The organism is Streptomyces sp. NPDC021080 (assembly GCF_044333225.1).
In the GTDB taxonomy this organism is placed as follows: domain Bacteria; phylum Actinomycetota; class Actinomycetes; order Streptomycetales; family Streptomycetaceae; genus Streptomyces.
In genome coordinates this window covers 53,362-79,308 of record NZ_JBIRQM010000002.1, presented here as the reverse complement: position 1 = coordinate 79,308, position 25,947 = coordinate 53,362, and the positions used below count along the sequence as shown (strand labels likewise).

Here is a 25,947-nt window from a genome sequence, read left to right as displayed (position 1 = left end):
CGCACAACGTCCGCAGGGCGAACTCCGTCTACGAGTACGAGCTCGCGGACCCGGACGCCATCCTGACCCATCACATGCAAGACCTTCCCACAGGCAGCCCGTCGCCTCCGCAGAGAAGAGTTGCCGCAACCTGATCACTATCAGACACGCCTTGGTGACCAGTCATCCGCGCTCTGGCCGGCACTCGCGAAGGGCGCTCCGTCCGTCTCCGGCCGCCGCTGCTCAAAGTCCTTACGGCTCCCCACCCCTCGATGCGAACTATGGGCACGGAGGTTGCTGAAGGTCGACGGGAAGCCCGGACGGGCCGCTGAGGGCATGTGTGGTTGGTCCCGGCCGGGGTGGTTGCTGTACTCCGCTGCTGTACCGCTCGGGGCCTATGGCCGCTGCTTGGCTTCCTTGCTGATCCGGCGAAGGTGCACGGCTCCGGCAGTCCAGCTTGCGATCAGTAGTGCAGTGGCGGGCTCAAGGATGGGGGCATAGTGGTCCCCATCCCGGATCACTCCGGCGAGGTAGAGCGTCGCGATAAAGCACCCCAGCGCAAAAAGGCACACCGAAGCCCTATCTAGACGGCTGCGGCCTGCTGATTTTGCTTGCTTCTGATCATTCTGCATGCCGCCCATGATGAGCGCGATCAAGCCATGCGGCTAGATCTCTGCAGTTGTCGTGACCTGGGCCGAAGGTGGCTCACGTGGTCGGGGGCGTACTGATGCGGGACGGCGGGGCGACGTTCATAGGCCGCGAAAGGCGCACCGAACCGGGCACAGGATTTGAATCTGTGCCCCAGTTCCCGGTCGAACGGGCACGGGTGCCGCTTTGGCAGCAGGGGGAACGCTTAGGATGGCGGCCGGGGCGGAGCTGTAGCGCAGAGGTCGTCGCGCGCGTCTGCCAAACGCGAGGACGCCGGTTCGATTCCGGCCAGTTCCGCCTTCTTGTCGTTTCCAGAGCCTTTGCGGTCATGCCACCGCGGGCCTTCACCGCGCACGCCAACCCACCACTCACCCCGGCTCCCATCCCGTCTGCCGTCGACCCACACACCGTGGAGCGGGCGTGGTTCAGGGCGTCAAGGCGGAGCGCCCTGCTGGATGAACGACTGTGACGCCCTGGGCCGCGACTGCTCGGCTCTGCCGAGCGAGCCCGGTCCGAGGCCGGCCAGGATCCTGAGTCGTGCGATCGGTCGCCGTAGTAGATGTCGGGCAAGGTGTGTTTTGGCCTCACCTCACCTCACCTCACCTCACCCCTGCCAGAGCTCGGCCACCGACGGGGCCAGGGCGTCGGCCTGGGCGTGGCCCGCGCGGGCAGCGGCCGGCCGACGCGTCTCGTCCGTCATGTTGCGGCCCATCGCGCGGCGCGCGGCGCGGTCCGGGGACAGCAGGGCGACGCGGGTGCCGTCGTCGGACAGTTCCGCGGCCTGGCGCGAGGCGCTCGGATGCGGACCGACCGCCTGGGGGAGCGGCACGATTGCCAGCACTCGGCGGTATCCGCGTGCGAGTTGGAGGTTGGCGGTCGAACGGCTTCCGCCGTCCATCCAGCGGCGGCCCGCCACGGTGACGGGTGGCCATACGACGGGCACGGCGCAGCTCGCCGCGACCGCTTCGAGGAGTGTCACTTCGGAGTGCGAGTCGAACACCTCGAGTCGTCCGGTCTCCGCGTCGATCGCGGTGATCCGCAGTTCCCGCTCCGGCCAGTCACGGATGTCGCCCAGGAGCGCGCCGACCGTGTCGAAGACCTCCGCCTCCGGGCAGGTTCGGGCGCGCAGGGCTGCCCGGGCAAGGCGTTCGACGGACTGCTGGGGTCGTCGGGAGCCGAGCGCCGCCCAGAGGAAGCGCGCCGTCTGGCGTGCTGTCACCGGCAGATGGACCGCGTCCGCTCCGGACAGTTGGCGCTGGTACAGATCCGCGGCCGGGACGCCGCCCAGGAGTCGGGATCCGAAGACGGCGCCTGCGGAGGTTCCGATCACGACGTCGGCGCCGGCGAGATCGATTCCGGCCGCGGTGAGTCCGGCGAGCACTCCGGTCAACCAGGCCCCGCCCACCGGTCCGCCGCCACCGAGCACGAGTGCGGTGTCGGACACGTTTCCCCCTTCCGTGCGAACGGCATTCCCGTGAACGTCCCGTCCGCGGGAACCAAAACGGGGAGTAGTCCCCGTTTGATCTGCCGACGATAGCATCCGTACCGGGGAGCACTCCCCGGTACGAGGAGAAGGGCGAGGGCAGACATGATGGGTGACCGTCCACCGCGAGCACGCCGCGATGCGCTGCGCAACCGGAAACTGCTGACGGACAAGGCCCGCGAGGTCTTCGCCGAACAGGGCCTGGACGCCCCGCTCGACGACATCGCCCGGCGGGCGGGCGTGGGCAACGCCACCCTGTACCGCCACTTCCCGACCCGCGCGGCGCTCGTCGACGAGGTCTTCCGAAATGCGCTCACCGAGACCACGGAAGCGGGCGACCGGGCACGTACCGCCGAAGACGCATGGACGGGACTGACGGAGTACCTACGAACCGTGTTCGCGGGCCTTGCCGCAGACCGCGGCACCAACGACCTCATGACCACGAACCTGGAAGGCGTCACCTCCCTGGAGGCGATCCACGCCCACAACCGCACCACCCTCGACGGCCTGCTCCGGCTCGGTCAGGAGCAGGGCACCGTCCGCCCGGACCTCACCACCGAGGACCTGCTCTTCGCCCTGGCAGCACTGGGCCGCGCTGTTCCCGCCCTCGTCACGGTAGCCCCGGACGCCTGGGTGCGCCCGCTCACCCTGCTCCTCGACGGCCTTCGCGCCCGCCCGGCCACACCCCCTCTGCCGACGCCGGCCCTCAGCGAGGCCGATCTCGGCACGGTGCTGCTCAATCTGGGCCCGCACGGACGGCGTTGAGAGATCTCCGGCCCACGAGGTGCCCCTGGCGGACCACCCTCACCAGGACTCTCCACGCTTCGCCGTCGCGACCGGGTCGGAGGGCTCTGTGACTGCCGGCAGCCGGAACCGGCGGTGACAGAGCCGGCTGCCACGCCCACGCCGACCGCAGGGCAGGGGCGCGGGGGTCAGCCGGTGTAGGGCTCGCCACCCAGCAGCACAGTGGTGTCCCGCAGGTCGCGGTGCAGGATTGTTTCGACTTCCCGGTTGGCGGCCGCGGCGGCCCCGGCGTTCTGGGCGCGGTTCTTGCCGCGGTCGGCACGCCGGTCGTCGCGGTAGCTCAGGAGCCGGCGCGGGTTCCATTTGGCGGTGCTCGCCCGGCGGTCCTCGGCCTGTTGGCGCAGCCGCTGGGCCTCGGCACGTTCCGCGGCCGCGAGCCGGCGGAGCCGGTCGGCCTCGGTACGCAGCCGGTGGAGCAGCAGCAGCCAGGCCGGAGCCTGCGCCCCGGCCGGCCCGCCCCCTTCACCGCCGGTCGTGCTCACCGGGCACAGTGCCGCGAGCACGTCGGGGGAGAAGGCCGAGGGCAGCAGCAGCCGCAGATCGGCCACCAGTCCCTCCCTGGTGCGCAGGAGCCGGCCGTCCTGAAGCAGCCGCTCCGCCCCGGTCAACAGCATCACGACCAGCGGGGGTGGTGTGCCGCGATCGCGGTGGAAGGTCGCCGCGGCCCGGATCACCGTGTCGGCCCGGTGCGCGCCCGTCGCCTCACCCACGGCGGCGGCCCGCCCGGGATCCAGCGGGACGACCAGGTGCTCCGCGTCGATGGCGAAGACGGCGCACGCCCCGTCCCGCACCCGGCCGGCGAGGGCCGGCAGGGGTGCGGCGCCGCCCGGCTCGCTCGCACCGTTCCCCCGACCGGTGGTGTCGACCCGTTCGGCGGTGTCGGCCTCCAGCCAGTCGACGTTCAGCACCGTGTCGGTGCCGTCGGCAAGGTGGAAGGTCCAGTGCCGGCGGGCGGCGGAGGCCGCGACGGCCTCACCCTCCTGCGCCCGGCGCAGCGCGATCAGGTCACGCAGCTCCTGCGGGTCGGGCAGGTGCATCCACAGGCCCGGCGCCTCCGGAGTGAGTACCCGGTGGATCGCGGCGAGCACGGCGGTACGCCCCGAGCCGGGCGCACCCAGGACGGTGACCCGGACGTCACGGTCCGGTGCGGTCGGTACTGCCGCGAGCACCGGCCGCACGCGTTCCCACGGCCACGATGACGACCGGCGGCCAGGAGCCGCCGCCCGCTCCAAGACGGCCCGCGTCCGCCGCCGCTGACCGCGGGTCAGGTCGGTCTCCGTGCGGTTCAGATGCCACAGCAGGGGCACGGCCGCGTTCAGACTGCCGCGCCCGGGCGGCCCCACCGGCACGGTGATCCCGCGCAGGCGGCCGGTGCTCTGGCCGGTGCCGAGGTAGACCGCCCACGGGCCGAACGCCTCCCGCACGGCCTCGGGGTCGGTCAGGCGACCGCAGCCGGTCACCGCGAGCACCATGGACCGTCCCGAGGACGCCTCGACCGCCGCCTGCACCTGGTGGACCAGCAGCCGGTGCTCCCACCACGTGTGGCCGCCCAGCGCGGTCGCCACGACCAGTCCGCCGGCGCCGGCCTGCGCGGCACTGGTGATCTGCCTCCCGCCCGGCCCGGGTTCGGCCACGGCCCGGTCGGGAAGCACGGTGAGGACCAGGTCCCGGTACGGGGTCGGCCGCGGCGCCCGGGGTTCGGGCCGGGGCGGGCGCAGCCGGCGCCGGATCAGCCGCCACTGCTCGGCCGAGTCCACGGCGCGGACCCGCCCGGCCACGGCCTGGCGCGCGCGTGGCCCGTCGGGACGCAGCCACACGGCTCTGCGCGCCGCCCGCAGCCCCGTCGAGGCCAGGGCGCCGGCACCGGCGCCCGGCAGCCCCAGGAACACCAGCCGCGCCCCGGGCTCGGGCCGCTTCACAGCAGCGGTCTTCCGGCCGGCGGAAACAGGCCCGGCCCCGGCTCGTCCGGCGGCCCGCCCGCGGCCGGGGGCACCGTCGGCGGTCGCTCCGGCGGTGCGGCGGGGAGCCGGTCCAGGGCCCTGGCCAGGCTGCGCGGCAGCCGCCCCTCTCGTCCCAGGGCGGGCAGCACCTCGCGGAACTTGCGGGCGTGCGCCGCTGTCATCCGGCCGGAGGCGACGGCCCGTTCCAGGGCGCCGGCGATCCTGCCGGGCCGCACGACTGCCTCGCCGGCCAGCCAGGCCGCGGCAGCGGCGGCGGCGAACAGCGCCGCGTCGCCCTGCCCGCGCGCCGTGTACCGCAGGGCCTGGTGCAGCAGGTGATAGGGCGGGTCGGCAACCAGCTCCAGCGGCACCCCGAGGCCGGGCGGCCAGCCGCCACCGGCCAGTCCCGCCCGCTCCGCGGCCGTATCGACCCGCTCGTCGTAGGCCGAGCGGTGCAGCAGGTGGTGAGCGTCCACCGCCATCACGGCAGCGAACGCCGCGGCCCGCGCGGCACGTTCGAAGTTCAGGTCGGCGTTGCGCCCCGGGCTCGGCACCGCCTCCGAAGCGACCCCCAGGGCCCGCAACTGGGCCGGCTCCCACTCTCCCGGCTCCCGGAAGCCGACGCGCCGCACGGGCGTGGCCGGCAGCAGCGGGAGCATGCCGCCGGGCAGCAGACGGCTGCCGCCCAGCCGGATCTCCAGGTCGTAGCCGGTGATCGCCGGCCGCAGGTACAGCGCGGGCACCGCGTCCAGGTCGCGGCGCAGCAGCTCCGCGTGCGGCCAGTCGAAGGGGCGGTCGGCGGCGCGCACCTCCACCACCTCACGGTAGGCGCCCAGTTCCTGGACGATGCGATGCCGCACCCCGCTCCACGGACTGTGCGCCGGCACGTCCGGCGGGTCGGCAGGCAGCAGCAGCACCGGCCTGCGGCGCCCGCCGGGCGTCAGCAGCAGTTCCTCGGCCAGCGCACCGGGAGGAGCGTGGAAGGGATACGAGGCCAGTACCGCCTCGTACCGCGCTTCCGCCAGGCGGTACTCGTGCTCCATGCGTGCCAGAGAGGCCGCCTGAGCGGCACGCAGGGAGTCGAGCCACTGCTCGGCCCGCACGGCTTTCTCCAACCGCTGCTCGAAGGTGGCGAGTTCGTACCAGCGCAGCGCCACGTCCACACCGTGGAGCAGCAGTTGGGCACCACCGACGACCAGGCCGATGGTCGCGGCGCGGTTCACCGCCGCGGTCAGCGCGGCCATCTGCTGCCGGGTCAGGTGGTCGCTGACCAGCTTCCCGGCCTTCAGCAGCGGCCCGATCAGCGGCGCGATCCCCCCGGATGCCGAGCCCACCGCCGTGTGAACCATCAGCTCCAGCGGCCCGGCTGCCGTCACCGCGTCCAGGTCAAGGTCGATGTCCATCCCCACCCCCACCCCCAGCGCACCACCCGTCCCGCCGAGGACCCCCGAAATACGGACCGTGACGGCGGCGTTGCGGGGAGCATACGACACTGGCCTGTTCCCGGGGTCCGAAATCCCACCACATTTCCAGGCCCTGCCGAGGACTTTTGCCACGGACTGTCGGCGGTGACCTGCGGGGCCGGGTCACAGCGGTTCTGGACGGGCAGCGGGAGGCAGGAGCGTGGTGGCCGATTTCGATGCCCTACGACGCCGAGCCGTGGCTCGGCCTGCGGTCCCCGGTCCGGACGATCGGCCGTGTTCCCCAGGCGTGTTCGAGACGATCGCACGGCACGGCACTCTCACCGGAGGCTCAACACCCTTCCCGGTCACGGCAAGAGCCGGCCGCACCACGCGGCAAGGGATACATGCCCTACCTTTCAGCCACTCAAAAACCGCTCACAGGAGCTGAACCGGATGTTGCATCGACCCTGATAAGTAGGGTCAAGGCATGACCCAATCAACCCCCGGTCGGCAGACCGCAATTGCTCCCGCAGCACTCGCTGACGATCCGTACGCCGTCTACGCGGAGCTTCGCCGAGCCGGACCGGTTCACCGGATCACCGGGACGGACGGGCTGCCTGCCTGGCTGGTGACCCGCTACGACGACGTACGCCGGGCACTCGCCGACCCGCGGCTCTCCCTGGACAAGCGCAACGGGGCGCCGGGCGGCTACCGAGGCATGGCCTTACCGCCGGCGCTGGACGCCAACCTGCTCAACATGGACCCCCCGGACCACACCCGCATCAGACGCCTGGTGACCCGGGCCTTCACCCCACGCCAGATCGAGCAACTGCGCGAACCGATCCAGCGCACCGCCGACCAGCTGCTGGACGCTGTCGCCGCGGCTGAACGCGTGGACCTGATCGCCTCGTACGCCGCGCCACTGCCCATCACCGTGATCTGCGACCTGCTCGGCATAGGCCCGGCCGACCGGCTCGACTTCCGTTCATGGACCGACGCTCTCGTCGCTCCCGATCCAGCGCGCCCGTCCCTCGCCAAAGAAGCGATCGGCAGCCTGCTGTCGTTCCTCACCCAACTCATCGCCGACAAGCGAACCGCTCCGACCGACGACCTGCTCTCCGCGCTGATCGCCGTGCGAGACGAGGAAGACCGGCTGAGCGAGGACGAGTTGATGTCCCTGGCCTTCCTCATCCTGTTCGCCGGGTACGAGAACACGGTTCACCTCATCGGAAACGCGGTCCTGACCCTGCTCCGCCACCCCGACCAGTTGGCCCAACTGCGGTCCGATCCCACCCGCATGAGCGCGGTGGTGGAGGAACTGGCCCGATACGACGGTCCGGTACCCCTGGCCATCCGCCGGTTTCCGACCGAGGACGTCACCATCGGCGATGTGACCATCCCCGCGGGCGAGACGATCCTGCTGTGCCTCGCCGCTGCCCACCGGGACCCGCACCGCTTCACCGACCCGGACCACTTCGACATCGACCGCGACGCCACCGGTCACCTCGCCCTCGGCCACGGCATCCACTACTGCCTCGGCGCTCCGCTGGCCCGCATGGAAACCGAAATCGCCCTGTCCGCCCTCCTCGACCGCTTCCCCGACCTGGCCCTCGACGTGCCGCCAGGCGAACTGCAGTGGCGGCCCTCGATGCGATCCCGCGGCCTCCTCAGCCTTCCGGTCCGCACCGCCATCAACAAAGAAGCCACTGCTCCGCGATGACAGGGCGTACGGCCCCAGCCCGAAACGGCTCGCGGGTGTGCGGGACCGGGACGCGCACACCGCCGAGGCCGCGGGGGTCTGCCGTTCCTCTCACGGAATCGTTCACACCTTTGGCGACACAACTGGGGCCGATGAACGAGACGTTGACGAAATCGTCATCGGCGGCGGCTGTTCGGGCTGCCCGCCGTCTTCAGACGATCGCGATGCTGCGCCGGCCGCCGACGGTCGGTGCAGCCGTGGCGCCTCGGGGGAGGGACTGCCTCGCGTATCAGCGGATCCGTGGCAGAGAGTTGATGCGACCCTTACGATGGGTGAGCACGTACGCGGGAACGCGAAGGGGTTGCCATGGAGCCGGACACCGGGCCTGAGGCGATCAAGCCGCGCCCCGACTACCCGCCGAAGACTCCTCCGCCTCCGAAGAAGCCGCCGTCGCCCCCGCCGCCCCAGACGCGGCCGGAATCGTCGTCCGTTCCCGTGCCGCAGCGTTTCGGCCGCGCCGGGCGGGCGGTGATGAAGAACCGTCAGGGCGCCGCCTGGTCTCTGGAAGCGCAGCCATGGGCGCCGGGGAAGGCAGTCGCCGAAGTGGCGGGACGACTCCGCAAGTGGGGTCTGAAGGCGCCGGACGGCTTGGAGGCACTGGTATTTCAGTTGGTGGCTGCGGTCGTGGCGGACGGTGGCCGGCACGTCAGCCTCCATCTCGCTGAACAGGACAATCAGGCACTCGTTCTGGCTTTCAGTCACCAGCCTCGCCCGTCGCGGCCGCAGGACGACGATGTCCTGGCCCGTCTGGGGGAACTCGGCGCTGTGAGCTGCGGGACGGAGACGACCGGCGAGGGCCGGCAGGTGTGGGCCGTACTCGACCTGGCGTCCTGAGCCTTCGGCACGACAGGGGTAGCCGTCCACTGATATCGCTGTACTGGGCGATCTCGGCCGGGTGATCACCACGGCGAAGCCGTGACAGCCGGCCGCTGTCGAGGTCGTCCGGTGTCGTGTGTCCAGGCAAATCTGGCGGACGGACATCGGTCCGGCATACGGAAATGCGGCTGTACCGGCTCGGTCTGGTGAGTCGTCCGAGGCGGGCAGATCCCTGCTACCTGCGTAAGACGTGCTTCAGGGCCCGGCTGCCAGGCCTTGAGCGTGCCTGGTGGTCGGCTGACGCGAGCCGCCGGGCAGGACGGCGTCGGCCGTGTTGGATCCCGGACGGCATGTCCACGGCTTGGGTGACGGACGTCGCGGCCGCAGTGCCGCGGTGGCCGCTCAGAGATGGCCGTCGAGGAACTTCCGTACCTCGGCGACGGTCATGGGCCCCGTGCCGTGCGCCACAACTTCTCCGTCCTTCAGCAGGGCGTAGGACGGAGCTCCGGTGATCCCGTATCGCTTCGTTGCAGCCGGACAGCGCGTAATGTCAACGCGGACGGCCGTCAGGCGGCCGGTGTACTCGTCGGCGATGCCACCCACCACGGGGTCCATCGCCCGGCAGGGCTCGATCGCCTTGGGCCATGTCCCGGTGAAGTAGGCGAGGACCGGGACTGTGCTCATGCCCAGGATGAAATTGAACTCCGCGTCCTCACGGGGTTGGTGAACCCGCTTCGCCATGGAAGCTCCTGACCTTGCGTTCCGTCATTCCATCCCCATCATCTCCCGCGCCGTGCGGAAGTCCGGCCCGATCGGTCGCCAAGCTGACCTGCCGGAGGGGAGGGGAGGGATCGTCTACGCCTGTCACCGCTGCCTGACCGGCCACCTCGACCGTCTGCGTCACGGCGCGGCGTTTGCCGACGGTCGGCTGATTGCCACCGGCGCGGTCGAGGGTGTCTGCCTAGGCATCACCGGCGCTCGCCGGTGCGGGGTCGTCCTCCGGCTTCGTACGTCGATCACGAACGGCGACTTCGAGTGCTACGGGCGACACCATGCCCGTAGCGAGCATCGGTGTCTGTATCCCGTATCCCACGAGCAGGAATACCCAAAGCGGCCTGACCGGTGAGCCGATCACTCACCGCCTTCGATCACTGACCGTATTCGGGCGCCTCGTTTAGTGCAGGGCTTGCGGTTGGACCACTTGGGCCATCTCGGCGTCGGGGTGGGAGGCGGGGTCTGGGGCCGGGCGGCGTGCGGCGTCGCTGATGCGCAGCAGGATGCCGACGAGTGCCCAGTTGGCGATGACGGAGGAACCGCCGTATGCCAGGAAGGGCATCGTCATGCCGGACAGCGGGATGAGGCCCATGACACCGCCGGTCACAACGAACACCTGGATGGCGAATGCGCTGGACAGGCCGACCGCGAGCAGTTTTCCGAAGGGGTCGCGGACGGCGAGCGCGATGCGGATGCCGCGCTCGACGATCAGTCCGTACAGCAGCAGGATCGCCATCACACCGGCCAGGCCCAGCTCCTCGCCGAAGGTGGCGAAGACGAAGTCGGAGTCGGCGGCGAACCCGATGAGGTCGGAGTGGCCCTGGCCGAATCCGGTGCCGAGGACTCCGCCGGAACCAAACGCCATCAGCGACTGTGCGATCTGGTCGCTCTGCGCCATGACCTTGTCCGAGAAGGGATGCAGCCAGGCGTCGACGCGCTGCTGAACGTGCGGCTCGAAGGAGGCCACACCGACCGCGCCGGCCGACGACATCAGCAGACCAAAAACGATCCAGCTGGTCCGTTCGGTGGCGACGTACAGGACGACGACGAACATTCCGAAGAACAGCAGCGACGTACCGAGATCAGTCTCGAAGATCAGGACGAGCAGGCTTATCCCCCACACAGCGATGATCGGGCCAAGGTCGCGGCCACGCGGCAGGTACAGACCCATGAAACGGCGGCTGGCCAGCGCTAGCGCGTCACGCTTCACCATCAGGTAGCCGGAGAAGAAGACAGCAATGACGATCTTCGCGAACTCGCCGGGCTGGATGGTGAACGCGCCGAGGCTGATCCAGATCTTGGCGCCGTTGACGGCCGGGAAGAATACCGGCGCGATGAGCAGCATGAGCGCGACGACCATGGAGATGTACGTGTAGCGCTGCAGGATCCGGTGGTCCTTCAGGAACACGATGATCACGGCGAAGAACGCGATGCCGAGTGCCGAGTACAGCAGTTGCTTGGGGGTGTCCGGACTGAATCCCCCGAAGAGCGTCTTGGCACGCTGCTGAAGCCTCGGTGACTGGTCCAGCCGCCAGATGACCACCAGCCCGAGCCCGTTCAGCAGCGTGGCCAGCGGAAGTAACAGCGGGTCGGCATGTGGCGCGAACTTCCGTACGACGAGATGGCCGACGCCGGCAAGCAGACCGAGTCCGAGGCCGTAGCCCAGCATGCCGGACGGCACCGACCCGTTGATGGCCAGGCCCACATTGGCATAGGCGAACAGCGGGATCACCACAGCGAACGCCAGCAACGCGAGCTCGGTGTTGCGGCGGTCTGTGGTACCCACGGAGCCGGTGGTGGACGTGTGGTGCGTCGGCGTATTGGTTGTACTGCTCATCGTGTGAAAGTGCCTCTTAAGGTAGCTACCTCGTGTCGCACAGCGAGATGACCTTCTGCTCGTCCATTGAGAAGCCCGGCCAGAGCCAGGGACCGGAGTTGCGGTCGTGGCGGGGACATCGAGGGGGACGTCATGATCGCTTTTGGTGGCGTTGATGCTGTAGATGCCAGAGAGGTACGAATGGTTCCCTGGGTCAGCGATGGTCCAGTGGCGTGCTCCTTGGGGAGGTATGCCTACTGGCGGGCGTTCAGCTTGGGCTGCTTGCCTTTTCGGCTTCCCCAGGCCCTGCCTACGGCCGTGCACCTCCCGGTGCGCATACGCAGGAGGTCCACTTCGAACTCGGCGAAAGCGGCCGGGATGTTGAAGAACTCCAGCCGTCACGGAATGTCACAGATCAGCGGATCTGACACAGGCACTTAAGCTGGTCGAGTCAGCCCAAACCCGCTGGCGGGCTGTGAACGCACCCCACCTCGTCGCTCTGGTCCGTGCCGGGGCGCGCTTCGAACGCGGCCACCTCGTCGAACGCTCCGAGACCCTCTCAGCGTGAGCAGCCTCAGCCGATCCGCAGAAGCCGGGAGGATCTCAGGCACTCGTGCGCCGTATGTGCAGGTGGCCATCGCGGGGGAAGGAGGGCGGTGCCGCGGGCACGATGGCGTCGAAGTCGTAGCGGCTCTTCTGCGCAACCCGGCACGATGCCAGGTTGTCCACCTGGTGCAGGAGTTCGAGACGCTACAGCCCGTCAGCTTCGAAGGTGTCGAAGGCCCAACTGGTGAGTACCTCCAGAGCGCGGGAGGCCACTCCCCGCCCGCGAGCGTGCGCCGCGGTCCAGTAGCCCACTTCGGCCGCCGGTTTGCCGGAGGTAACTTCCTTGAGGACCACGTTGCCCACCAACTGTTCGCGAATTGAACCGGGTTGTGCCTCAAGGACGGCAAAGCCGAACCGGTCCCCCACTGCCCAGCCCTGCTGCTGAGCCTGCACCCAGCGTGTCCCTTCGGCATCGTTGTCCACGACAGAGCTCGCCCACTGGCGCAGTGCGGGATCCCGGCTCACCTCGACCAATGCGGCAACATCCTCCATGCGCCAGGGGCGAAGAACGAGAGCGGGAGAGACCGGCGACGCGGCCACCTGAAGTACGACCGGGGCACTCATCAACCGATCATATGCGGCGGCGTTTTCACCCGACGCCTGCCGCGTCCACCCCATGCCGCCTTGCGACCGCCCCGTCATTGCTGTGTCCGGGCGCGCAGAGCCTGGACGGACCAATCGAACACTGGGGCCAGAGTCTCCGGGGCCGGCCAGCCGTTGACCACTGCGAGTAGCTGGAGGTATCGCTCCCTGCGTGGGTCGTTCACGCTCTCCAGCCGAGTCGCCAGTCGGCGGCGAAGCTCGACGTCGTCGGGGCGGCCGAGGAGGTGCGCGTAGTACGCCGTGAACTCCGCGACGATCGGATCGGCCTGGGGGGAGGCCGGGTCGATACCTGCGGTCAGGGCCGGGCCGGCCTGGTCACGGACGGCTGCGGCGATGTCGCGGCGCGGGCCCATCATGTCGCTTCGGGTCTGCTCGGCTGCCTGGTCCTCGGCCATCCGCCGCACGACGGCGCGGAAACCCGGGTCCAGGGACATTTCGGCCAGCTCCACCCACGCCTGGACCTGCTCTGCCTCCGGGTTGTCGGGCATCTCGGGGGTCATCGAGCGCATAACCCCCGCGAATGCGGGGTCGGTGTCGAGACCGCCGAAGGCGGCGTCGAGGAAATCGCCGATCAGACGTCGGCGTTCGTCCTCGGAGAGCCTGGCCAGCTTGTGCATCAAGTCCGTCTCCTCAGGTGTGGACCCGCGCTCGGCCACCGTCGTCAGCACCGCGTGCCGCAGGCGTAGGACGCGGATCTGCACGGCCAGGGCTTCGGCGTGCGCTGCGGCGACCTCGGGAAGCGAGAGCTCGCGGTCCACGACCTTGCGGATCGTGGGAAGGTTCAGTCCCAGCTCGCGCAGGGTCCGTACGAGGTCCAGGCGTGCGACGGCGTCGATGCCGTAGAGGCGGTAGCCGGCCGGGCTGCGGTCCGTCGGCGCCACGATTCCGCGATCGGAGTAGAACCGAATGGTCTTGACCGTGAGACCGGTCCGTCGAGCAAGTTCGCCGATCGGGTAGAGCGTGTCGCCGTCCATGTCCCCACCTTTGTGTCTCCCCCTACTGGAGACTCAAGGCCATTCACCTGCCAGCAGGCAACTACTCCTCATCCACAAGTCTTGACAATTCCTCGTCGCGAGCACGCAAAGCGCCGTCTGATCTTGCGCTGCGGGCACGGATGCTCGAGCTGAGCTGGGCAGTAAGTTCCCGCTACCGCGGACGAGTTGAGGTACAGCCGAAAGACGGTCCGCCGCCGGTTACACCACTTCGACTACTTGCGCTTGTAAGGGCTGGGGGATCTGGGCGGACAGAGCCGCAAGCGGCGGATCACCGAGGCGGAACGCTCAAGGATCACCGGTTTCCCGCAACAGCGTCGTCCCCCAGCAGTTTCTTCAGAACGCCGAGGCGGACAATCCCACCCTCGTCCATCCGACAGGCAGAACACCCGGCCGGGTGTCCGTTTTTGCCTGATACCGTGCGAGATCGGAAGGGAACCGCCACCCGTGCGTGGCTTTCCGGCCTGGATCCGACATCCTCATTGCAGTGTGTGCCGTCACCCTAGAGTTACTGTGTGGATCTGGTGACAGCACTCGCCGTGGTCGGGACCGTCGCGGGCGTGATGAGTGTTGTCGTAGCGCTCGTCCAGGGCCGACAAGCGCGTGATCCTGCGCCTGTCGGCGATCCGGTCCCACCCTCGGCGAACGGAGCGAGGCGGGACCCGTCGCTGAGAACGCCTGAGGAATCCCCGCGATCAGCTCTTGCCACAGCTCACGTCGCGCAAGCTCTTCACCCTCCGACCGGACGACTGGGGCAGATCCACGGTCGACATGACGCGCTGGAGCTGCTGAGCGGCCGACTGGCCGCGCCTGACGGCCACTTCCAGGTGCTGGCTGGTATGGGAGGCGCAGGAAAGACAACGCTGGCCCTCGCGCTGGCAGAGAGGGCAGAACGCCAAGGGCACAGCGTGTGGTGGGTGTCCGCCACGGAGGAGAGGTCACTGCTGGGTTCCCTCCTCGGGCTGGCTCTCACGTTGGGCGCGTCGCCCGCGCACGTGGAGGAAGCGCGAGCCGGAGTTCGCAACGCCGCCGATGTTCTGTGGGAACGCTTGGAAACGGAGAGGGGCTGGCTACTCGTCTTCGACAACGCTGATGACACCGGCGTCTTGAGTCTCGGTGATGCTTCAGCGCGAGATGGCAGCGGCTGGCTCCGCGCCACGCAGGCCGGCCTGATCGTTGTGACGAGCCGGGTCAAAGACCAGGGAGCCTGGGGCCGCCATGGCGTCCTGGTACCAGTGCCCTGCCTGGACAGTGCGGCGGGCGCCCGTATCCTTCAGGATCTCGCTCCGCACGCCGGGAGTCCGGCTGAGGCGCAAACGCTCGCCGAACGCCTCGGCGGCCTCCCGCTGGGCCTTCACCAAGCAGGGAGGTATCTGGGGTCACCTTTTGCTTTGGAACGTACTTTCACCTCTTATCTGGCAGCGCTTGACGATCGATTTCCTCTTCTCATGGGTCAGGCGACCGATGCCCGATCGGGAGTGACGCAGACTTGGGAACTGTCCCTCGATTCCTTGGCCGCGCAGGACAGAGCCCATGCCCGACCGCTGCTGAGGACTCTGTCCTGCTTCGCCCCGTCCGTGGACATCACTTCCGCGCTGCTGGACCTACAGGTTCTAGGAGACGGTCTCGGCATAGCCGATATGTCGGTTCGGAGCGGCCTGGAAGCGTTGCTCTCCGTGGGCCTGCTCGAACTGGGGGCACCGCCTGGCCCCGATGAAGCGGCCAGCGTCGCCGTGCACCCGCTGGTGGCGGCAGCCAGCCGCCAGCACCTGGACGTTCATATCGCGGCAACCGCCGCCCGCGCGCTGCAGGTTGCCACTGGACGACTGCGTTCGGATGCCCCTGAGGACTGGCCTGTCTGGCTACGGCTGCTGCCCCATGTGCGTTCCCTGCTGTGTCTTCCCCCGGCTGCACTGGACCACGAGGGCCTTGCTGCCATTGCGTGGGCCGTGGTGAGCAGTTGCTCGGCTTTGCGGTGGAGCGGGGTGTGGTCGGCTCCGGAAGCACTGACATCCGACGCTCTGCGTCAGGCGGAGTCTCTCGGCGCGGACCACGAGGCGGTGCTCTGTCTCCGGTATCAACGAGCCCTCGCCGCCCTGTACCAAGGACGCCTTGGCGAAGCGGAATCGCAGCTGAGCGGCATTTTGACGGCTCAACTCGACACCCTGGGCCCGGATCATCCCGCCACGCTGGCCACACGGCATGAATCGGCACATCTACTCGTGGAGCAGGGGCGCCTCGCGGAGGCCGAGAGTGCTTGCCGCGATGTGCTGCGCGACCAGCTCAGGGTGCTGGGGCCAGAGCATCCGGAGACTCTGGCCACACGTCACTGGCTGCTGCGGGTCGTCGGAGAGCGAGGACGGTGCGCGGAAGCCGAGGCCGGCTACCGCGAACTGCTGCGGACTCGGATCCGGGTGCTCGGTCCTGAGCACCCCTACACCCTGATGACCTACAACAACCTGGGCCTGCAACTTTCCTATCAGGGGCGCTTCGCGGAGGCGGAGCAGATGTACAGCGAACTGGTCGAGACCCGCCTGCGTGTCTTTGGCGCCCATCACCCGTACACGCTGCAGGCCCGCGCCAACCGTGCCTCGGTCGTGACGGAACTCGGCCGGGTGCAGGAAGCAGAGGAGGAGTTGCGCGAAGTGCTGGCAGCGGAATTACGGGTCCTGGGAGAAGAACACGTAAACGTACTCGACGCCCGCTACGAACTTGCACGGGCGGTCTGCGCGCAGGGACGTCACCGGGAGGCGGAAACAGAACTGCGGGCGGTCATCGACGTCGAGAACCGAGTGCTTGGGCCCGAGCATCATCTCGTAGGAGACGCCCGACTCGCGCTGGGCAAATCCCTGGCTGGTCAAGGTCGGAGAGAAGAGGCGGTCATAGAGCTTCAGGCACTTCTGGACCTACGAACGCGAACCCTCGGTCCGGCCAATCAGAGAACGGTCGCAACACGTGACTCTCTGACCGCTGCAGAAGCAAGCGGCACGTGAGTTGAGTGGTCACGACCCCGGCTATGGACCGGGCTGTCGGCGCAACGTCGTCGAGCGTTGCTTCAACCGACTCGAAGGCTTCGCAGCATCGCCGCCAGATACGACAAGACCGTCACCGCATGCGAAGCGGCGGCCAGTCTCGTGTCCACCGGGCTTCATGGACGGGGGTGAACTTCCCTGCGGCTTCGGCCTGTTCGAGGGTGATCGCTCAAGGGAAGGTACCCGGCTTGCGCAGGAGGGCCTCCGGGCAGGTGGGATGAGCGCCGCAGTCGTGGTGGATTCCGCGGCGCGTGCTGACCGTGGTGTTGGCCGATGCCGCTACGGTGTCAGGGTGATCCGGATCGTGTGGCGTCCGAAGTCACCGCAGGTGTGTGAGCACATCGCGTTCCTGGAGTGGTTCGACGAGCAGCGGTGGTACGTGGGTGACGGCAACTGCCCCGGAGACGATCCTGCCAACGTCGATGTACTCGACGTTGGCAACGGCGGGGGCGTCCGAAGGTGGGGTCAACGGCTTCGCGATCTCCCACAGGCCGTCCGGAACAATCCCACTCCACGTACTCCGCCCCATGAACAGACCAACGTCCGCCTCACCACATAGGGCACGGTCTAACTGATCATTTCAGAATGCCGTCCTGCGGAGACTCCAGCTGCCCCATGGAACAATCCCTTCAGCCACGGGCCCAGGGGGATGACACCGTATGGAACAGGTTGGGGCTGTACGAGACCTTGTGCTCGGGTACGTCCACGCTCTGAATGAGATTGACGAGGCCGCGAGGGCGGCGATCCCCTCTCTTGAGCGGCTGGCAGATGTCCTCGGCCTGGCCCGTTCGCGCCGGATCGGCCGGAGCGGATACGTCGGCACCTATTCCTACACGGTTCATGGGGCAGGCTGTCGCTTCGTCAGCGACAACGGCGCTGAGGTCGATGTGGACTTCGAAGCTGACGGAAGCGAAGTCTTCGACCTCTGGCGGCTGCGCTGGTACGGGCTGAGCCTGCCGAAGCCTCTTGACGTCACGTATCAGGACCTGTGGGCCGCGGTGCGGTCGCTGCAACCGCTGCTGACCGAGGTACGGCCGGGGTGGTTCAGTAGCCAACTGATGGCTTCAGAATGAGGTCCGCAGGCGTATAAGGCTGCAGGCCGGTTCGAGCAGGCCCTGATGGAGATCGGCGCGTCGCTCGTAGCGGGTACGGAGTCGTTTGAACTGGTGCAGCCAGGCGAAGGCGCGCTCGACGACCCAGCGCACCTTGCCCAGTCCGGAACCGTGAGCGACACCGCGTCGCGCGATCAACGGCTTGACGCCCCGCTTCCACAACAGGCGGCGGTACTTGTCGAAGTCGTAGCCCCGGTCGGCATACAGGCGCCGGGGTTTGCGGCGGGGACGTCCCCGCCGTCCCCGGATCGGTGGGATGGCGTCCAGCAGCGGCAGGAGTTGGGTGACGTCGTGACGGTTGCCGCCGGTGAGGGTGACAGCGAGCGGGGTTCCGTGCCGGTCGACGATCAGGTGGTGCTTGGAGCCGGGGCGGGTACGGTCGACGGGCGAGGGGCCGACGTGATCCCCCTTTGAGAGCCCGGACGTGCGATCCGCCCACGGAGCAGTCGTCCAGGTCCAGCAGGTCGACGCGGCGAAGCTCGGTCAGCAGGGTGGCGTGCAGGCGTGGCCAGACGCCGGCCTCGGTCCAGTCCCGCAGCCGGCGCCAGGAGGTCGCCCCCGAGCAGCCGACGACTTGGACTGGGACGTCGCACCAGGCCACTCCCTTGCGCAGCACGTACACGATGCCCGCCAGCGCAACCCGGTCCGGCACCGGCAGCCGTCCGGGATGACGGTGACGTCGGGGCGGCCGCTCTGGCAGCAGTGGAGCTATTCGGTCCCACAGGTCGTCGGAGACAAGATCGATAGACACCAGCCGGACCCTGCCCAGAAGGACCTTCAGCCACCAGCCGACACGCTGCTCTCACCTGAAGTGCTCATCGGCCCTCTTCCGGCGCTGACCGCCGGTCGGCGAGGCGCTCCTGGTCGGGGGCGTTACCGGCACGAGCCTCGGTGCGATGACCCCGTGCCAGGTAGTCCCGGACGATCAATTCGACAGCGTCCTGTGGGCTCCTGACGCCGGCCAGCAGCATGACCTCGATAGCCAAATCGCTGTCCAGGCTGATGGTGACCTTCGCCATGACACCTCCTGAAGGGTTCCCGGGGAGCCTATCCAAGCGGCTAACGGTCGGCGATGGGTAGGTTGCCGCACCTGGGAAAGAGGGACGGAGCCGGAAACCCGGCCGGTCGCGAACGGCTCATTCTGTAATGAACTCTAAAGCCATCCTTGAGAGCAATCTCGTGCCTGCACGCGGTCGAGCACGAGGGTGTCCCGCGTCGGCGCCCGCTGACCTGCGACGAGGTGCAGGCGCTGTTCGACGCTGCGGACTCGCGGGTTGGACTGGGCGGTGACGTCCGAGGCGAGTGGATCGGGGAGGTTCGGCCGCGCTTCCTGCCGGGCCGGCACCCGGCGTTGTGGGTGATCTGGACGTCGAACCGGAGCGCAGCAGTGGCTATGTGCGCAAGACCTGCTGGACCGCAGGGCGGCACCCGACTCAAGTCGGGTGCCGCCCTGCGGCGGGGCCGGGCGCCTCAGGGCGGCACGGCTTCCACCGTTTCGCACGCGGCTGTCTCTGTTTCGGACCGGTCCGCCGTGATCCGAGACCCCAGGGCTACGGGGCTGCCCGGAACGCCCTCGGGCGCCTCGTAGTCCCGTACGACGTCACCCCGGCCGCGTGAACGGCCCGTGACCCCGAAGAAGTCACGCCGCCTGTGCAGGAACGGGTCGGTGAAGCTGTGGGGCCCAATCAACAGTGTCTGGGACGCAGGAGTGCCGGCGACTGCAAGTCGGGGGATTCCCCGGAGCGGTGCGTGTCGAGCAGCAGCCGGCCGATGGGGCCATCTGGGCGGTCTTGGCTCGTCGGCTCAGGTGAGGGCGGTGACCAGCAGGGTGAAGGCGGCGATGATGATGGCGACGCGGACGTAGTGGTAGCGGTCCCAGCGGCGCAGTTGCTGCTTCCAGTCGGCGGGCCGGTTGTCGGGGGTCCAGGTCTTGTTCCGGTTGTTGATCGGGACGAGCAGCAGTATCGACATGACCACGCTGACGATCAGCAGGCCGGCGGCGGTGACGACGAGTCCGGCGCCGTGGTGGTGCCATCCGGCGACGGCCCAGATCGCGCTGAGGACGAGCGAGCCTATGTACCAGAACGGCATCAAGGCGCCGAGCATCCGGCCGCCGTGGGCATGGCCGAGCTGGCCGCTGTCCTCGGGAAGCGCGTCCAGGATCCGGTTCATGATGAAGGCGACGGAGAACTCCACCCCCACCATCAGGCCGACGGCCACGGTGGTGAAGACCTCGAGTGCGTTGAGCATGATGGCCCCTCCCGGGATCTAGCGTTGCTAGGTGATGAGGCAACGCTAGTACTACTGCCGCTCGATTGTCTAGCGGTGCTAGAATCGAATCATGTCGGTACAGGAACGAAAACAGCGTGAACGGGCGGAGCGCGAGCGCCTCATCGTGGCGACGGCCCGTGAACTCGCCGAGCAGCAGGGCTGGGACGCGGTCACCACGCGCCGGCTCGCCGAGCGCATCGAGTACAGCCAGCCCGTCCTCTACAGCCACTTCCGCGGCAAGCGCGAGATCATCGGCGCCGTCGCCCTGGAGGGCGCCGCGGAGATGGCCGTGGCGGTGCGGGCCGCGACAGCCGCCGCGGACGGCCCGCGCGCCCGGGTCGCCGCCCTGGCCCGCGCCTACCTCGACTTCGCCGCACGCAACCCGGCGGTCTACGACGCCCTGTTCCAGCTCGACGGCGGTCTCCCGTACGCCCAGGAGGACACCCCGGAGCCGTTGAAGGACGCCTTCGCCGCGTTGCTGGAGAGCCTGGGCGAGGTCGCCGGGGGCGGCGTCCACCCGGGGCTGTTCACCGAGGTGTTCTGGGCGTCCCTGCACGGGCTGGCCACCCTGACCCGGGCTGGACGGCTGCTGCCGGAGGACGCCGAGCGGAGGGTTGAACTGCTGGTGGACCGGCTCGCCGTGATCTGACGTATCGCCCGGGCGGGCAGGGCCTTCCGGCCCGGTTGCCGGCCCGTGGCATCGCTTCGGGTCGCTCGTGCTCACGCGGCGGAGCCGTGGAGTGCCGGAGCCCGCGCCACCCTTCTGTGCCTGTGTACCCGCCCGTGTCCATCGGTGACGCGTACACCACCGGGTGGTGCGGGTCGGACGGATGCCACGTGCGCCGGTGCTGCCGCGATGGCAGGGCCGGCATCTGCGGTGGGGGAGAGCAGGACGCTGAGCGAGGCTGCCGATACGGCCGCTGTGACAAGGAGGAGTTGTGTCATCGGTGAGGTCATCGGCCTCCGTGCAGGGTGCCGCCGGGCTCGTCGGCAGGACTGCCGCGCCGACGATTTCCCCGGGATCGACCCGACGCCGTACCGGGATCTGGCTGCCCGGGAAGCCCCGAATCTGCGGGTCATGATCGGCGTCGTTGTTCGAAGAGCGCGAAAGACATCAGGGGTGAGTGCGTCGACACAGGTACTGGCACCTGCGAGTTCGGCTCCGAGGGCACGTTCGAGCTGGACCACTGGGCTTTGGCCGACCGCGTGGTCGGTGTGGCCACGGTCCACGGTCTTGCTCGTGCCGTCGTGAACCGGCACGGACGTCTGGATGTACGACTTCAGGCGCTGGCTGGCCACCTCCACAGACCCGCTGGCCGTCAAGCCGCACCCCACGCCATGGCATGGCCGAGCCCACTTGAGCCTGCTCGCCGGTGTCGCGCGGCCGGTCAGGTTCCTGCGAGGAGAGAGAAGTACTGGTTATGGGCCGACGGGGAGCAGGAGCCCGTCGGTGAGCTCGAGGAGTTCACCGACGGTCGTGGGGAACACGGTGCGAGGAGTTCCGGCCGCTGCCCAGAGTTGCGGGTAGTCGGCCAGGGCCGCATCGACCACGGCAGGGAGCGGTTGGGGGTGGCCGACCGGAGCCACTCCGCCGATGGCCTGGCCGGTGGCCTGGCGTACCTGCTCCGGGGTGGCGCGCCGGAGCGGGCCGCGTCCCCAACGGGCGGCCAGTGCCGCGGTGTCCACCTTGTGGCGGCCGCTGGCCAGAACGAGCACGGGTTCACCGTCGGAGATGAACACGAGGCTGTTGGCGATCGCTCCCACCTCGCAGCCCAGGGCCGTGGCGGCCTCGGCCGCCGTGCGCGTCGAATCCGCCAGTTCGCGCACCCGGCCCCCCATGCCGGCCTCGGCAAGGATGCGGGCCACCTCCATGCTGCGGGCGGGCAGCGACGTGTTTTCCCCGGACGCCATGCAACTCCTCCTCACGCCAAAAGTTCGTTCCGTATATGGAACGTTCCGTATGTGGAACGATAGATCTCTCGGGCCTCCGGAATCAACCGGCTCCGCGAAAGGGACAGGGACAACATGGATCTGGCAGCCAGGGTCGGCCTGCGCCTGAAGGAGCTCCGCGAGGCGCAGCGGGTGTCACTGTCCGAACTGGCGCGCCGGTCCAAGATCGGCAAAGCGACGCTTTCCGAGCTGGAGAGCGGGCGCCGCAACCCCACCCTGGAGACGCTCTACGCGCTCACGACAGCGCTCGAGGTGCCGCTGAGCAGCGTTCTGCACGATCTCGCGCCTCCCGCCGAGATCTCCGGGGACGCCGTCGACGCCGTGCTGCTCGAGAGATTCGAGGCCGATACCTCCGTCACGGAGACCTATCGGATCCGCATCCGCTCCGGAGCGACGCAGGAATCCGCAGCCCACTCCCCGGGCGCCACAGAGCACATCATCGTCCTCACCGGCACCGCCCTCGTCGGTGACGTCACGGACCCCACCCTGATCGGCCCCGGCATGCACGGCACTTGGGCCGCCGACACCCCGCACCTGTACCGGGCGCCCGCCGGGGACGTCGAGGCCGTGCTGCTCGTGCGCCATCCCAAGTGATCGTCATCGGTGCCGCCGCCCGGGCGGGCCGGCGTCATGCGGGGTGCTGCCCGTAGGCGCTGCCTGAACGTCGACCGTGTGTATCCCGGCATCGACAGGACCCGCGGCGCCATGGTCCTCGTCCTTTGCCGGGGAACTCCTCCACCCACCATGCCGAGTTGACCCCGATCTGCCCCTTCTCGTACAGAGCGCGGTCGTCGTCGAGGACGAGTTACGGTTCCTGGCGGCTGAAGCACTGGCGGCGGGGGCGGCCGTAGTGAAGTCTGGCGGTACATGCCTGACGGCGGACTCCTTCGAGGAGGGGCGCCGAGACGACGACGGGGGCAGCGTTCGATGGACCGGGTCGATGACGACGCACGGAAGATCCGCAGAGTTCCCACCGGTTCCGGCTGCCCGGTCGGACGCGGGGACGACGGCACGTGGCAGGTGCGCGGCTATGCGGCGGCGCGCGCCGTTTTGCGCAGCACCGACACCGTACAGGCGGGTCTGGGCGTCGAGACCGTGGAGAAGCTGCCCGCCGGGATCAGGCGGCCCGTGCTGTACCGCGACGGGCCCGAGCACCGGGAACACCGCCGTCAGACCGCCCGCTACTTCACACCGCGCCGCGTGGACGAGCACTACCGGGAACTCACCGAACGCGTCACGCACAAGTACCTGAACACCCTGCGGACCGAGGGCGAGGCGCGGCTGGAGGACCTCACCTTCGGCGTCGCGATCGACGTGGCGTGCGGGGTGATCGGCCTGATCCGCAGCAGACCCGGCATCCAGCGACGGCTGGAGCGCTTCTTCCCCGAGAAGTTTGGCAAGCCCGGGCTGACCAGCCCGCACGGGATCTACTGGCTGTTCCGGCAGAACACCAACTGGCTGCGGATCTACCTCGCCGACGTCCGCCCGGCCGTCCGCGCCCACCGCGAACGGCCCGCCGACAACCTGATCTCCCACCTGATCGCGGAGGGCTGTTCGAACCCCGAGATCCTCGGCGAGTGCCTCACCTACGCCGCTGCCGGAATGGTCACCACCCGCGAGTTCATGTGCGTCGCGGCGTGGCATCTGTTCACCGACGCGGCTCTGCGCGAGCGCTACCGGGCCGGGAGCGAGAGCGAACGCCTTGCGGTGATCCACGAGATACTGCGCCTGGAACCCGCGGTCGCCCGATTGAGCCGGCGGACCACCGGAGCCGTCGACGTGCCGGGCGCCGAGGGCCCCGTCACCGTCCCCGCCGGCGCGCTCGTCGACATCTTCGTGGACGAGGCCAACACCGATCCCAAGGCTGTGGGTGCCGCCGCCACGGCGGTCTGCCCCGGTCGGCCGGCAACGACCGGGCGGTACGCGGCCGCCCTGTCCTTCGGCGACGGACCGCACCGCTGCCCCGGTGCCGACATCGCGATGATGGAGACCAACGTCTTCCTCGGCCACCTCTTCGCCCTCGAGGGCGTCCGGATGCTGACACCGCCCCGCGTCACGTTCCAGGACGAGATCGGGGGCTATGTGATCCGCGGACTGCGTGTGGCCGTCGACCGGGAGTGATGCCGCGCTTTCACCTGCCTGGCCGGCCTGGTGGACAGGCATCTCTTCGGGACCATCGAGGCAATGACAGGCGAGTTCGAGCGGCGGCACCGCTTTCCCCTGATGCCGACGAGGTCCGGCCGGCCGGCCGCGACGATCGAATCACGGCTCGCGCACGTGTCCAAGCGCGGCTTGTCCCGGCTGACCTGGTCACTCTCTACGACAGCATCGGCGCCCACGAACTCATGGACTGCGTGGGCAGCCCTTTTGGCGTCCCGCCGCAGTTCGGCTTCCTCACCTCGGCCGCGCCGCCCAAACGACATACACGTTTGTTCGAACGGCGCACGCGCCGCGGCTGGTGTACTGGCAGGTATGGATCGTGTTCCTGCTGACGCCGACGAACTCACCCTTCGTACCGTGGGCCGAGGCCGAGCGGGTGCCGGACATGATCAGACGCTACGCGGAGACGGCCGTGCTTGCGCCGAGGCCCGTGTAGGCCGACCCCGGTTCGTCCCCGTGCCATCCGCGGCCTGGGGCCTCACTCCACTTCCGTCACCACGCCGTCCGTGTCCATGGTCCAGCTTCCGCTCTCGACGCCGTACACCTTCTTGTCTTCGAGCCACTTCCAGGACATCTGCTGCAGCATCTGGTTGGCCCGACGTTCCCAGACCGGATTGTGGTCCCAGCCCTCGGCACGGATCATCAGCTTGTCGGCACCCGGAATCGCCTTGTAGAGCTCGGGCACGGAGAAGTGCAGCACCGGCCCCAACTCGACCGCCGTGTTGGCCGTCGTGTCCTGGTCTCCGTAGACGATGCACACCGGCACAGCGGTGCCGAGCGTGGAGCCGTACGGCACGGTGCTCGTGTTCCAGCCCCACCAGTAGGAGTTGCGCCACCGCATGACGCCGTCGGGTGCCCCCGCGGTGGGGCCGCCCCACTTCTGGCCGACGCTGTCGCAGTCCATGATGGTCTGCCACACGTGGCCGGCCAGCTCCTTGTCGCTGATGGTGGCTTGCAGGCCCGCCTTGCTGGTCAGGTTCATCGGGAAGCCGAAGACCGCGGGCGGCTTGGACTCGGGCTGCGCCGGCAGGCCCGTTCCGGGAGGCGGAGCAAAGGGTGCCTCGGGATGCGTCGACCAGCGGCCGGCCGGAGGAAAGATGGGCGCGAGAAGGAACAATCTCGCCACGTCCCCGGGATTCTGCAGCGCGTACGGACCCATCACGAACGCGGCCGCGGACCAGCCGACGAAGGAGACCTTCTCGTTGCTGCTTCGCCCCCTGATGAACTTGACGACGGTGGCCAGCTCGTCCCATTCGCTCCGGGAGTTGCCCAGTTGGTGCGGGTAGGGCGCTGTCGGGGAGCAGGTCCCCGTACCGGGATTGGTCTCCAGGAGGCCCCGCTGGGCAGGGTTGGCGTTGCACGGGTCGTCCATCTTCGGGCGAGGGGAGAGCCCGGAACCCTGGAGGTCCATGACGAACACGTCGTAGCCCTTGCCCGCCAGGTACTGGGCCCAGCTGTAGCTGGTGTCCGGGTGCGTGGAGCCGCCCTTGGGAGGGAGTACGAGGTCGAAGCCGGGGAGGGCCGGAACGCTCCTGCCGTGGAGCATGAGAACCGGCTTGGGGGTGCCGCTGGATCCGGCGGTCTTGTATTCCCGCACGAAGAGCTCGATCTCGTCGCCGAAATTCGCCGGGATGGTGGATTTGTGCTTGACCTTATGGTCGAGGGGAGTCAGTTGCGGCATGGTCGCCTCCGATGTCTGTTCGCCCTGGGGAACGGTTGTTCCCGGGGGGTCGTCAGCATCTCCGCTGTCCCAGGGTCGTACGGGGAGCCGGGACGGCGGGGCGCGCGGATGGTGACTG

20 protein-coding genes, 1 tRNA gene and 2 pseudogenes are annotated in these 25,947 nt (G+C 68.9%); 10 read left to right on the top strand and 13 right to left on the bottom strand.

Going from position 1 to position 25,947, the window contains the following annotated elements:
- Positions 1-374: 374 nt before the first annotated feature.
- Positions 375-635 carry a hypothetical protein gene (locus ACH4S8_RS04460; protein ID WP_398390841.1) on the bottom strand — a complete coding sequence of 87 codons (261 nt, stop codon included), beginning with the start codon at positions 633-635 and terminating at the stop codon, positions 375-377.
- A gap of 216 nt (positions 636-851) precedes the next feature.
- On the opposite strand from ACH4S8_RS04460, the gene ACH4S8_RS04455 reads away from it, so the two are divergent.
- Positions 852-924, top strand: a tRNA-Gly gene (locus ACH4S8_RS04455).
- Positions 925-1,231: 307 nt separating this feature from the next.
- Here the strand turns inward: ACH4S8_RS04455 and ACH4S8_RS04450 are convergent.
- Complete coding sequence (locus ACH4S8_RS04450; RefSeq protein WP_398390840.1) at positions 1,232-2,071, bottom strand: patatin-like phospholipase family protein; 840 nt, start codon at positions 2,069-2,071, stop codon at positions 1,232-1,234.
- Between the two features lie 147 nt (positions 2,072-2,218).
- Between ACH4S8_RS04450 and ACH4S8_RS04445 the strand changes: the two genes are divergently transcribed.
- Positions 2,219-2,875: a TetR/AcrR family transcriptional regulator gene (locus tag ACH4S8_RS04445; RefSeq protein ID WP_398391730.1), complete on the top strand. Its 657-nt coding sequence runs from the start codon at positions 2,219-2,221 to the stop codon at positions 2,873-2,875.
- A 167-nt stretch (positions 2,876-3,042) separates the two neighbouring features.
- Here ACH4S8_RS04445 and ACH4S8_RS04440 read toward each other — a convergent pair whose 3' ends face one another.
- Together ACH4S8_RS04440 and ACH4S8_RS04435 are read right to left on the bottom strand one after the other, a co-directional pair.
- A complete protein-coding gene (locus ACH4S8_RS04440; protein WP_398390838.1) occupies positions 3,043-4,833 on the bottom strand; it encodes a hypothetical protein in 1,791 nt (596 codons plus the stop codon).
- Complete coding sequence (locus tag ACH4S8_RS04435; protein ID WP_398390836.1) at positions 4,830-6,257, bottom strand: hypothetical protein; 1,428 nt, start codon at positions 6,255-6,257, stop codon at positions 4,830-4,832. The genes ACH4S8_RS04440 and ACH4S8_RS04435 overlap by 4 nt, the downstream gene beginning before the upstream one ends.
- A gap of 487 nt (positions 6,258-6,744) precedes the next feature.
- Here ACH4S8_RS04435 and ACH4S8_RS04430 point away from each other — a divergent pair, with 487 nt between their 5' ends.
- Positions 6,745-7,977, top strand: coding sequence for a cytochrome P450 (locus ACH4S8_RS04430; RefSeq protein ID WP_398390834.1), 1,233 nt, complete (start codon positions 6,745-6,747; stop codon positions 7,975-7,977).
- A 345-nt stretch (positions 7,978-8,322) separates the two neighbouring features.
- Positions 8,323-8,850, top strand: coding sequence for a hypothetical protein (locus ACH4S8_RS04425; RefSeq protein ID WP_398390832.1), 528 nt, complete (start codon positions 8,323-8,325; stop codon positions 8,848-8,850).
- Positions 8,851-9,234: 384 nt separating this feature from the next.
- Here the strand turns inward: ACH4S8_RS04425 and ACH4S8_RS04420 are convergent, their stop codons facing one another.
- Entirely contained in the window at positions 9,235-9,573 is a 339-nt protein-coding gene (locus ACH4S8_RS04420; protein ID WP_398390831.1) for a thioredoxin family protein, read from the bottom strand.
- Positions 9,574-10,006: 433 nt separating this feature from the next.
- Positions 10,007-11,443, bottom strand: a complete 1,437-nt coding sequence (locus ACH4S8_RS04415; protein ID WP_398390829.1) for an FtsW/RodA/SpoVE family cell cycle protein — start codon at positions 11,441-11,443, stop codon at positions 10,007-10,009.
- Positions 11,444-11,834: 391 nt separating this feature from the next.
- Here ACH4S8_RS04415 and ACH4S8_RS04410 point away from each other — a divergent pair.
- A pseudogene (locus tag ACH4S8_RS04410) lies at positions 11,835-11,990 on the top strand (IS256 family transposase); the annotation flags it as partial.
- 35 nt (positions 11,991-12,025) lie between these two features.
- Here the strand turns inward: ACH4S8_RS04410 and ACH4S8_RS04405 are convergent.
- A pseudogene (locus ACH4S8_RS04405) lies at positions 12,026-12,520 on the bottom strand (GNAT family N-acetyltransferase).
- A 146-nt stretch (positions 12,521-12,666) separates the two neighbouring features.
- A complete protein-coding gene (locus ACH4S8_RS04400) occupies positions 12,667-13,605 on the bottom strand; it encodes a MerR family transcriptional regulator (RefSeq protein ID WP_398390828.1) in 939 nt (312 codons plus the stop codon).
- A gap of 533 nt (positions 13,606-14,138) precedes the next feature.
- On the opposite strand from ACH4S8_RS04400, the gene ACH4S8_RS04395 reads away from it, so the two are divergent.
- Positions 14,139-16,616 carry a tetratricopeptide repeat protein gene (locus ACH4S8_RS04395; RefSeq protein WP_398390826.1) on the top strand — a complete coding sequence of 826 codons (2,478 nt, stop codon included), beginning with the start codon at positions 14,139-14,141 and terminating at the stop codon, positions 16,614-16,616.
- A 698-nt stretch (positions 16,617-17,314) separates the two neighbouring features.
- Complete coding sequence (locus ACH4S8_RS04390) at positions 17,315-17,728, top strand: DUF6896 domain-containing protein (protein ID WP_398390825.1); 414 nt, start codon at positions 17,315-17,317, stop codon at positions 17,726-17,728.
- Here the strand turns inward: ACH4S8_RS04390 and ACH4S8_RS04385 are convergent.
- From ACH4S8_RS04385 to ACH4S8_RS04375, 3 genes are all read right to left on the bottom strand, one after another.
- Positions 17,720-18,518 (bottom strand): IS5 family transposase gene (locus ACH4S8_RS04385; RefSeq protein ID WP_398390824.1). Its coding sequence is split into 2 segments (ribosomal slippage): positions 17,720-18,167 and positions 18,166-18,518, totalling 801 coding nucleotides; the frame shifts between segments, so codons are not numbered across the junction. The genes ACH4S8_RS04390 and ACH4S8_RS04385 overlap by 9 nt on opposite strands.
- Positions 18,519-18,582: 64 nt before the next feature.
- On the bottom strand, positions 18,583-18,786 hold the full coding sequence (locus tag ACH4S8_RS04380) for a hypothetical protein (protein WP_398390822.1): 204 nt from the start codon (positions 18,784-18,786) through the stop codon (positions 18,583-18,585).
- A gap of 784 nt (positions 18,787-19,570) precedes the next feature.
- On the bottom strand, positions 19,571-20,017 hold the full coding sequence (locus tag ACH4S8_RS04375) for an anthrone oxygenase family protein (RefSeq protein ID WP_398390820.1): 447 nt from the start codon (positions 20,015-20,017) through the stop codon (positions 19,571-19,573).
- A gap of 91 nt (positions 20,018-20,108) precedes the next feature.
- On the opposite strand from ACH4S8_RS04375, the gene ACH4S8_RS04370 reads away from it, so the two are divergent.
- A complete protein-coding gene (locus ACH4S8_RS04370; protein WP_398390819.1) occupies positions 20,109-20,687 on the top strand; it encodes a TetR/AcrR family transcriptional regulator in 579 nt (192 codons plus the stop codon).
- Between the two features lie 770 nt (positions 20,688-21,457).
- Here the strand turns inward: ACH4S8_RS04370 and ACH4S8_RS04365 are convergent.
- The gene (locus ACH4S8_RS04365; protein WP_398390817.1) at positions 21,458-21,949 is read right to left on the bottom strand and encodes a YbaK/EbsC family protein; all 492 of its coding nucleotides are present in this window, start codon (positions 21,947-21,949) and stop codon (positions 21,458-21,460) included.
- Positions 21,950-22,063: 114 nt separating this feature from the next.
- On the opposite strand from ACH4S8_RS04365, the gene ACH4S8_RS04360 reads away from it, so the two are divergent.
- The gene (locus ACH4S8_RS04360) at positions 22,064-22,582 is read left to right on the top strand and encodes a helix-turn-helix domain-containing protein (RefSeq protein ID WP_398390815.1); all 519 of its coding nucleotides are present in this window, start codon (positions 22,064-22,066) and stop codon (positions 22,580-22,582) included.
- A 333-nt stretch (positions 22,583-22,915) separates the two neighbouring features.
- Positions 22,916-24,109 carry a cytochrome P450 gene (locus tag ACH4S8_RS04355; protein WP_398390813.1) on the top strand — a complete coding sequence of 398 codons (1,194 nt, stop codon included), beginning with the start codon at positions 22,916-22,918 and terminating at the stop codon, positions 24,107-24,109.
- 517 nt (positions 24,110-24,626) lie between these two features.
- Here ACH4S8_RS04355 and ACH4S8_RS04350 read toward each other — a convergent pair.
- The gene (locus ACH4S8_RS04350; RefSeq protein WP_398390811.1) at positions 24,627-25,829 is read right to left on the bottom strand and encodes an alpha/beta hydrolase; all 1,203 of its coding nucleotides are present in this window, start codon (positions 25,827-25,829) and stop codon (positions 24,627-24,629) included.
- Positions 25,830-25,947: the final 118 nt, after the last annotated feature.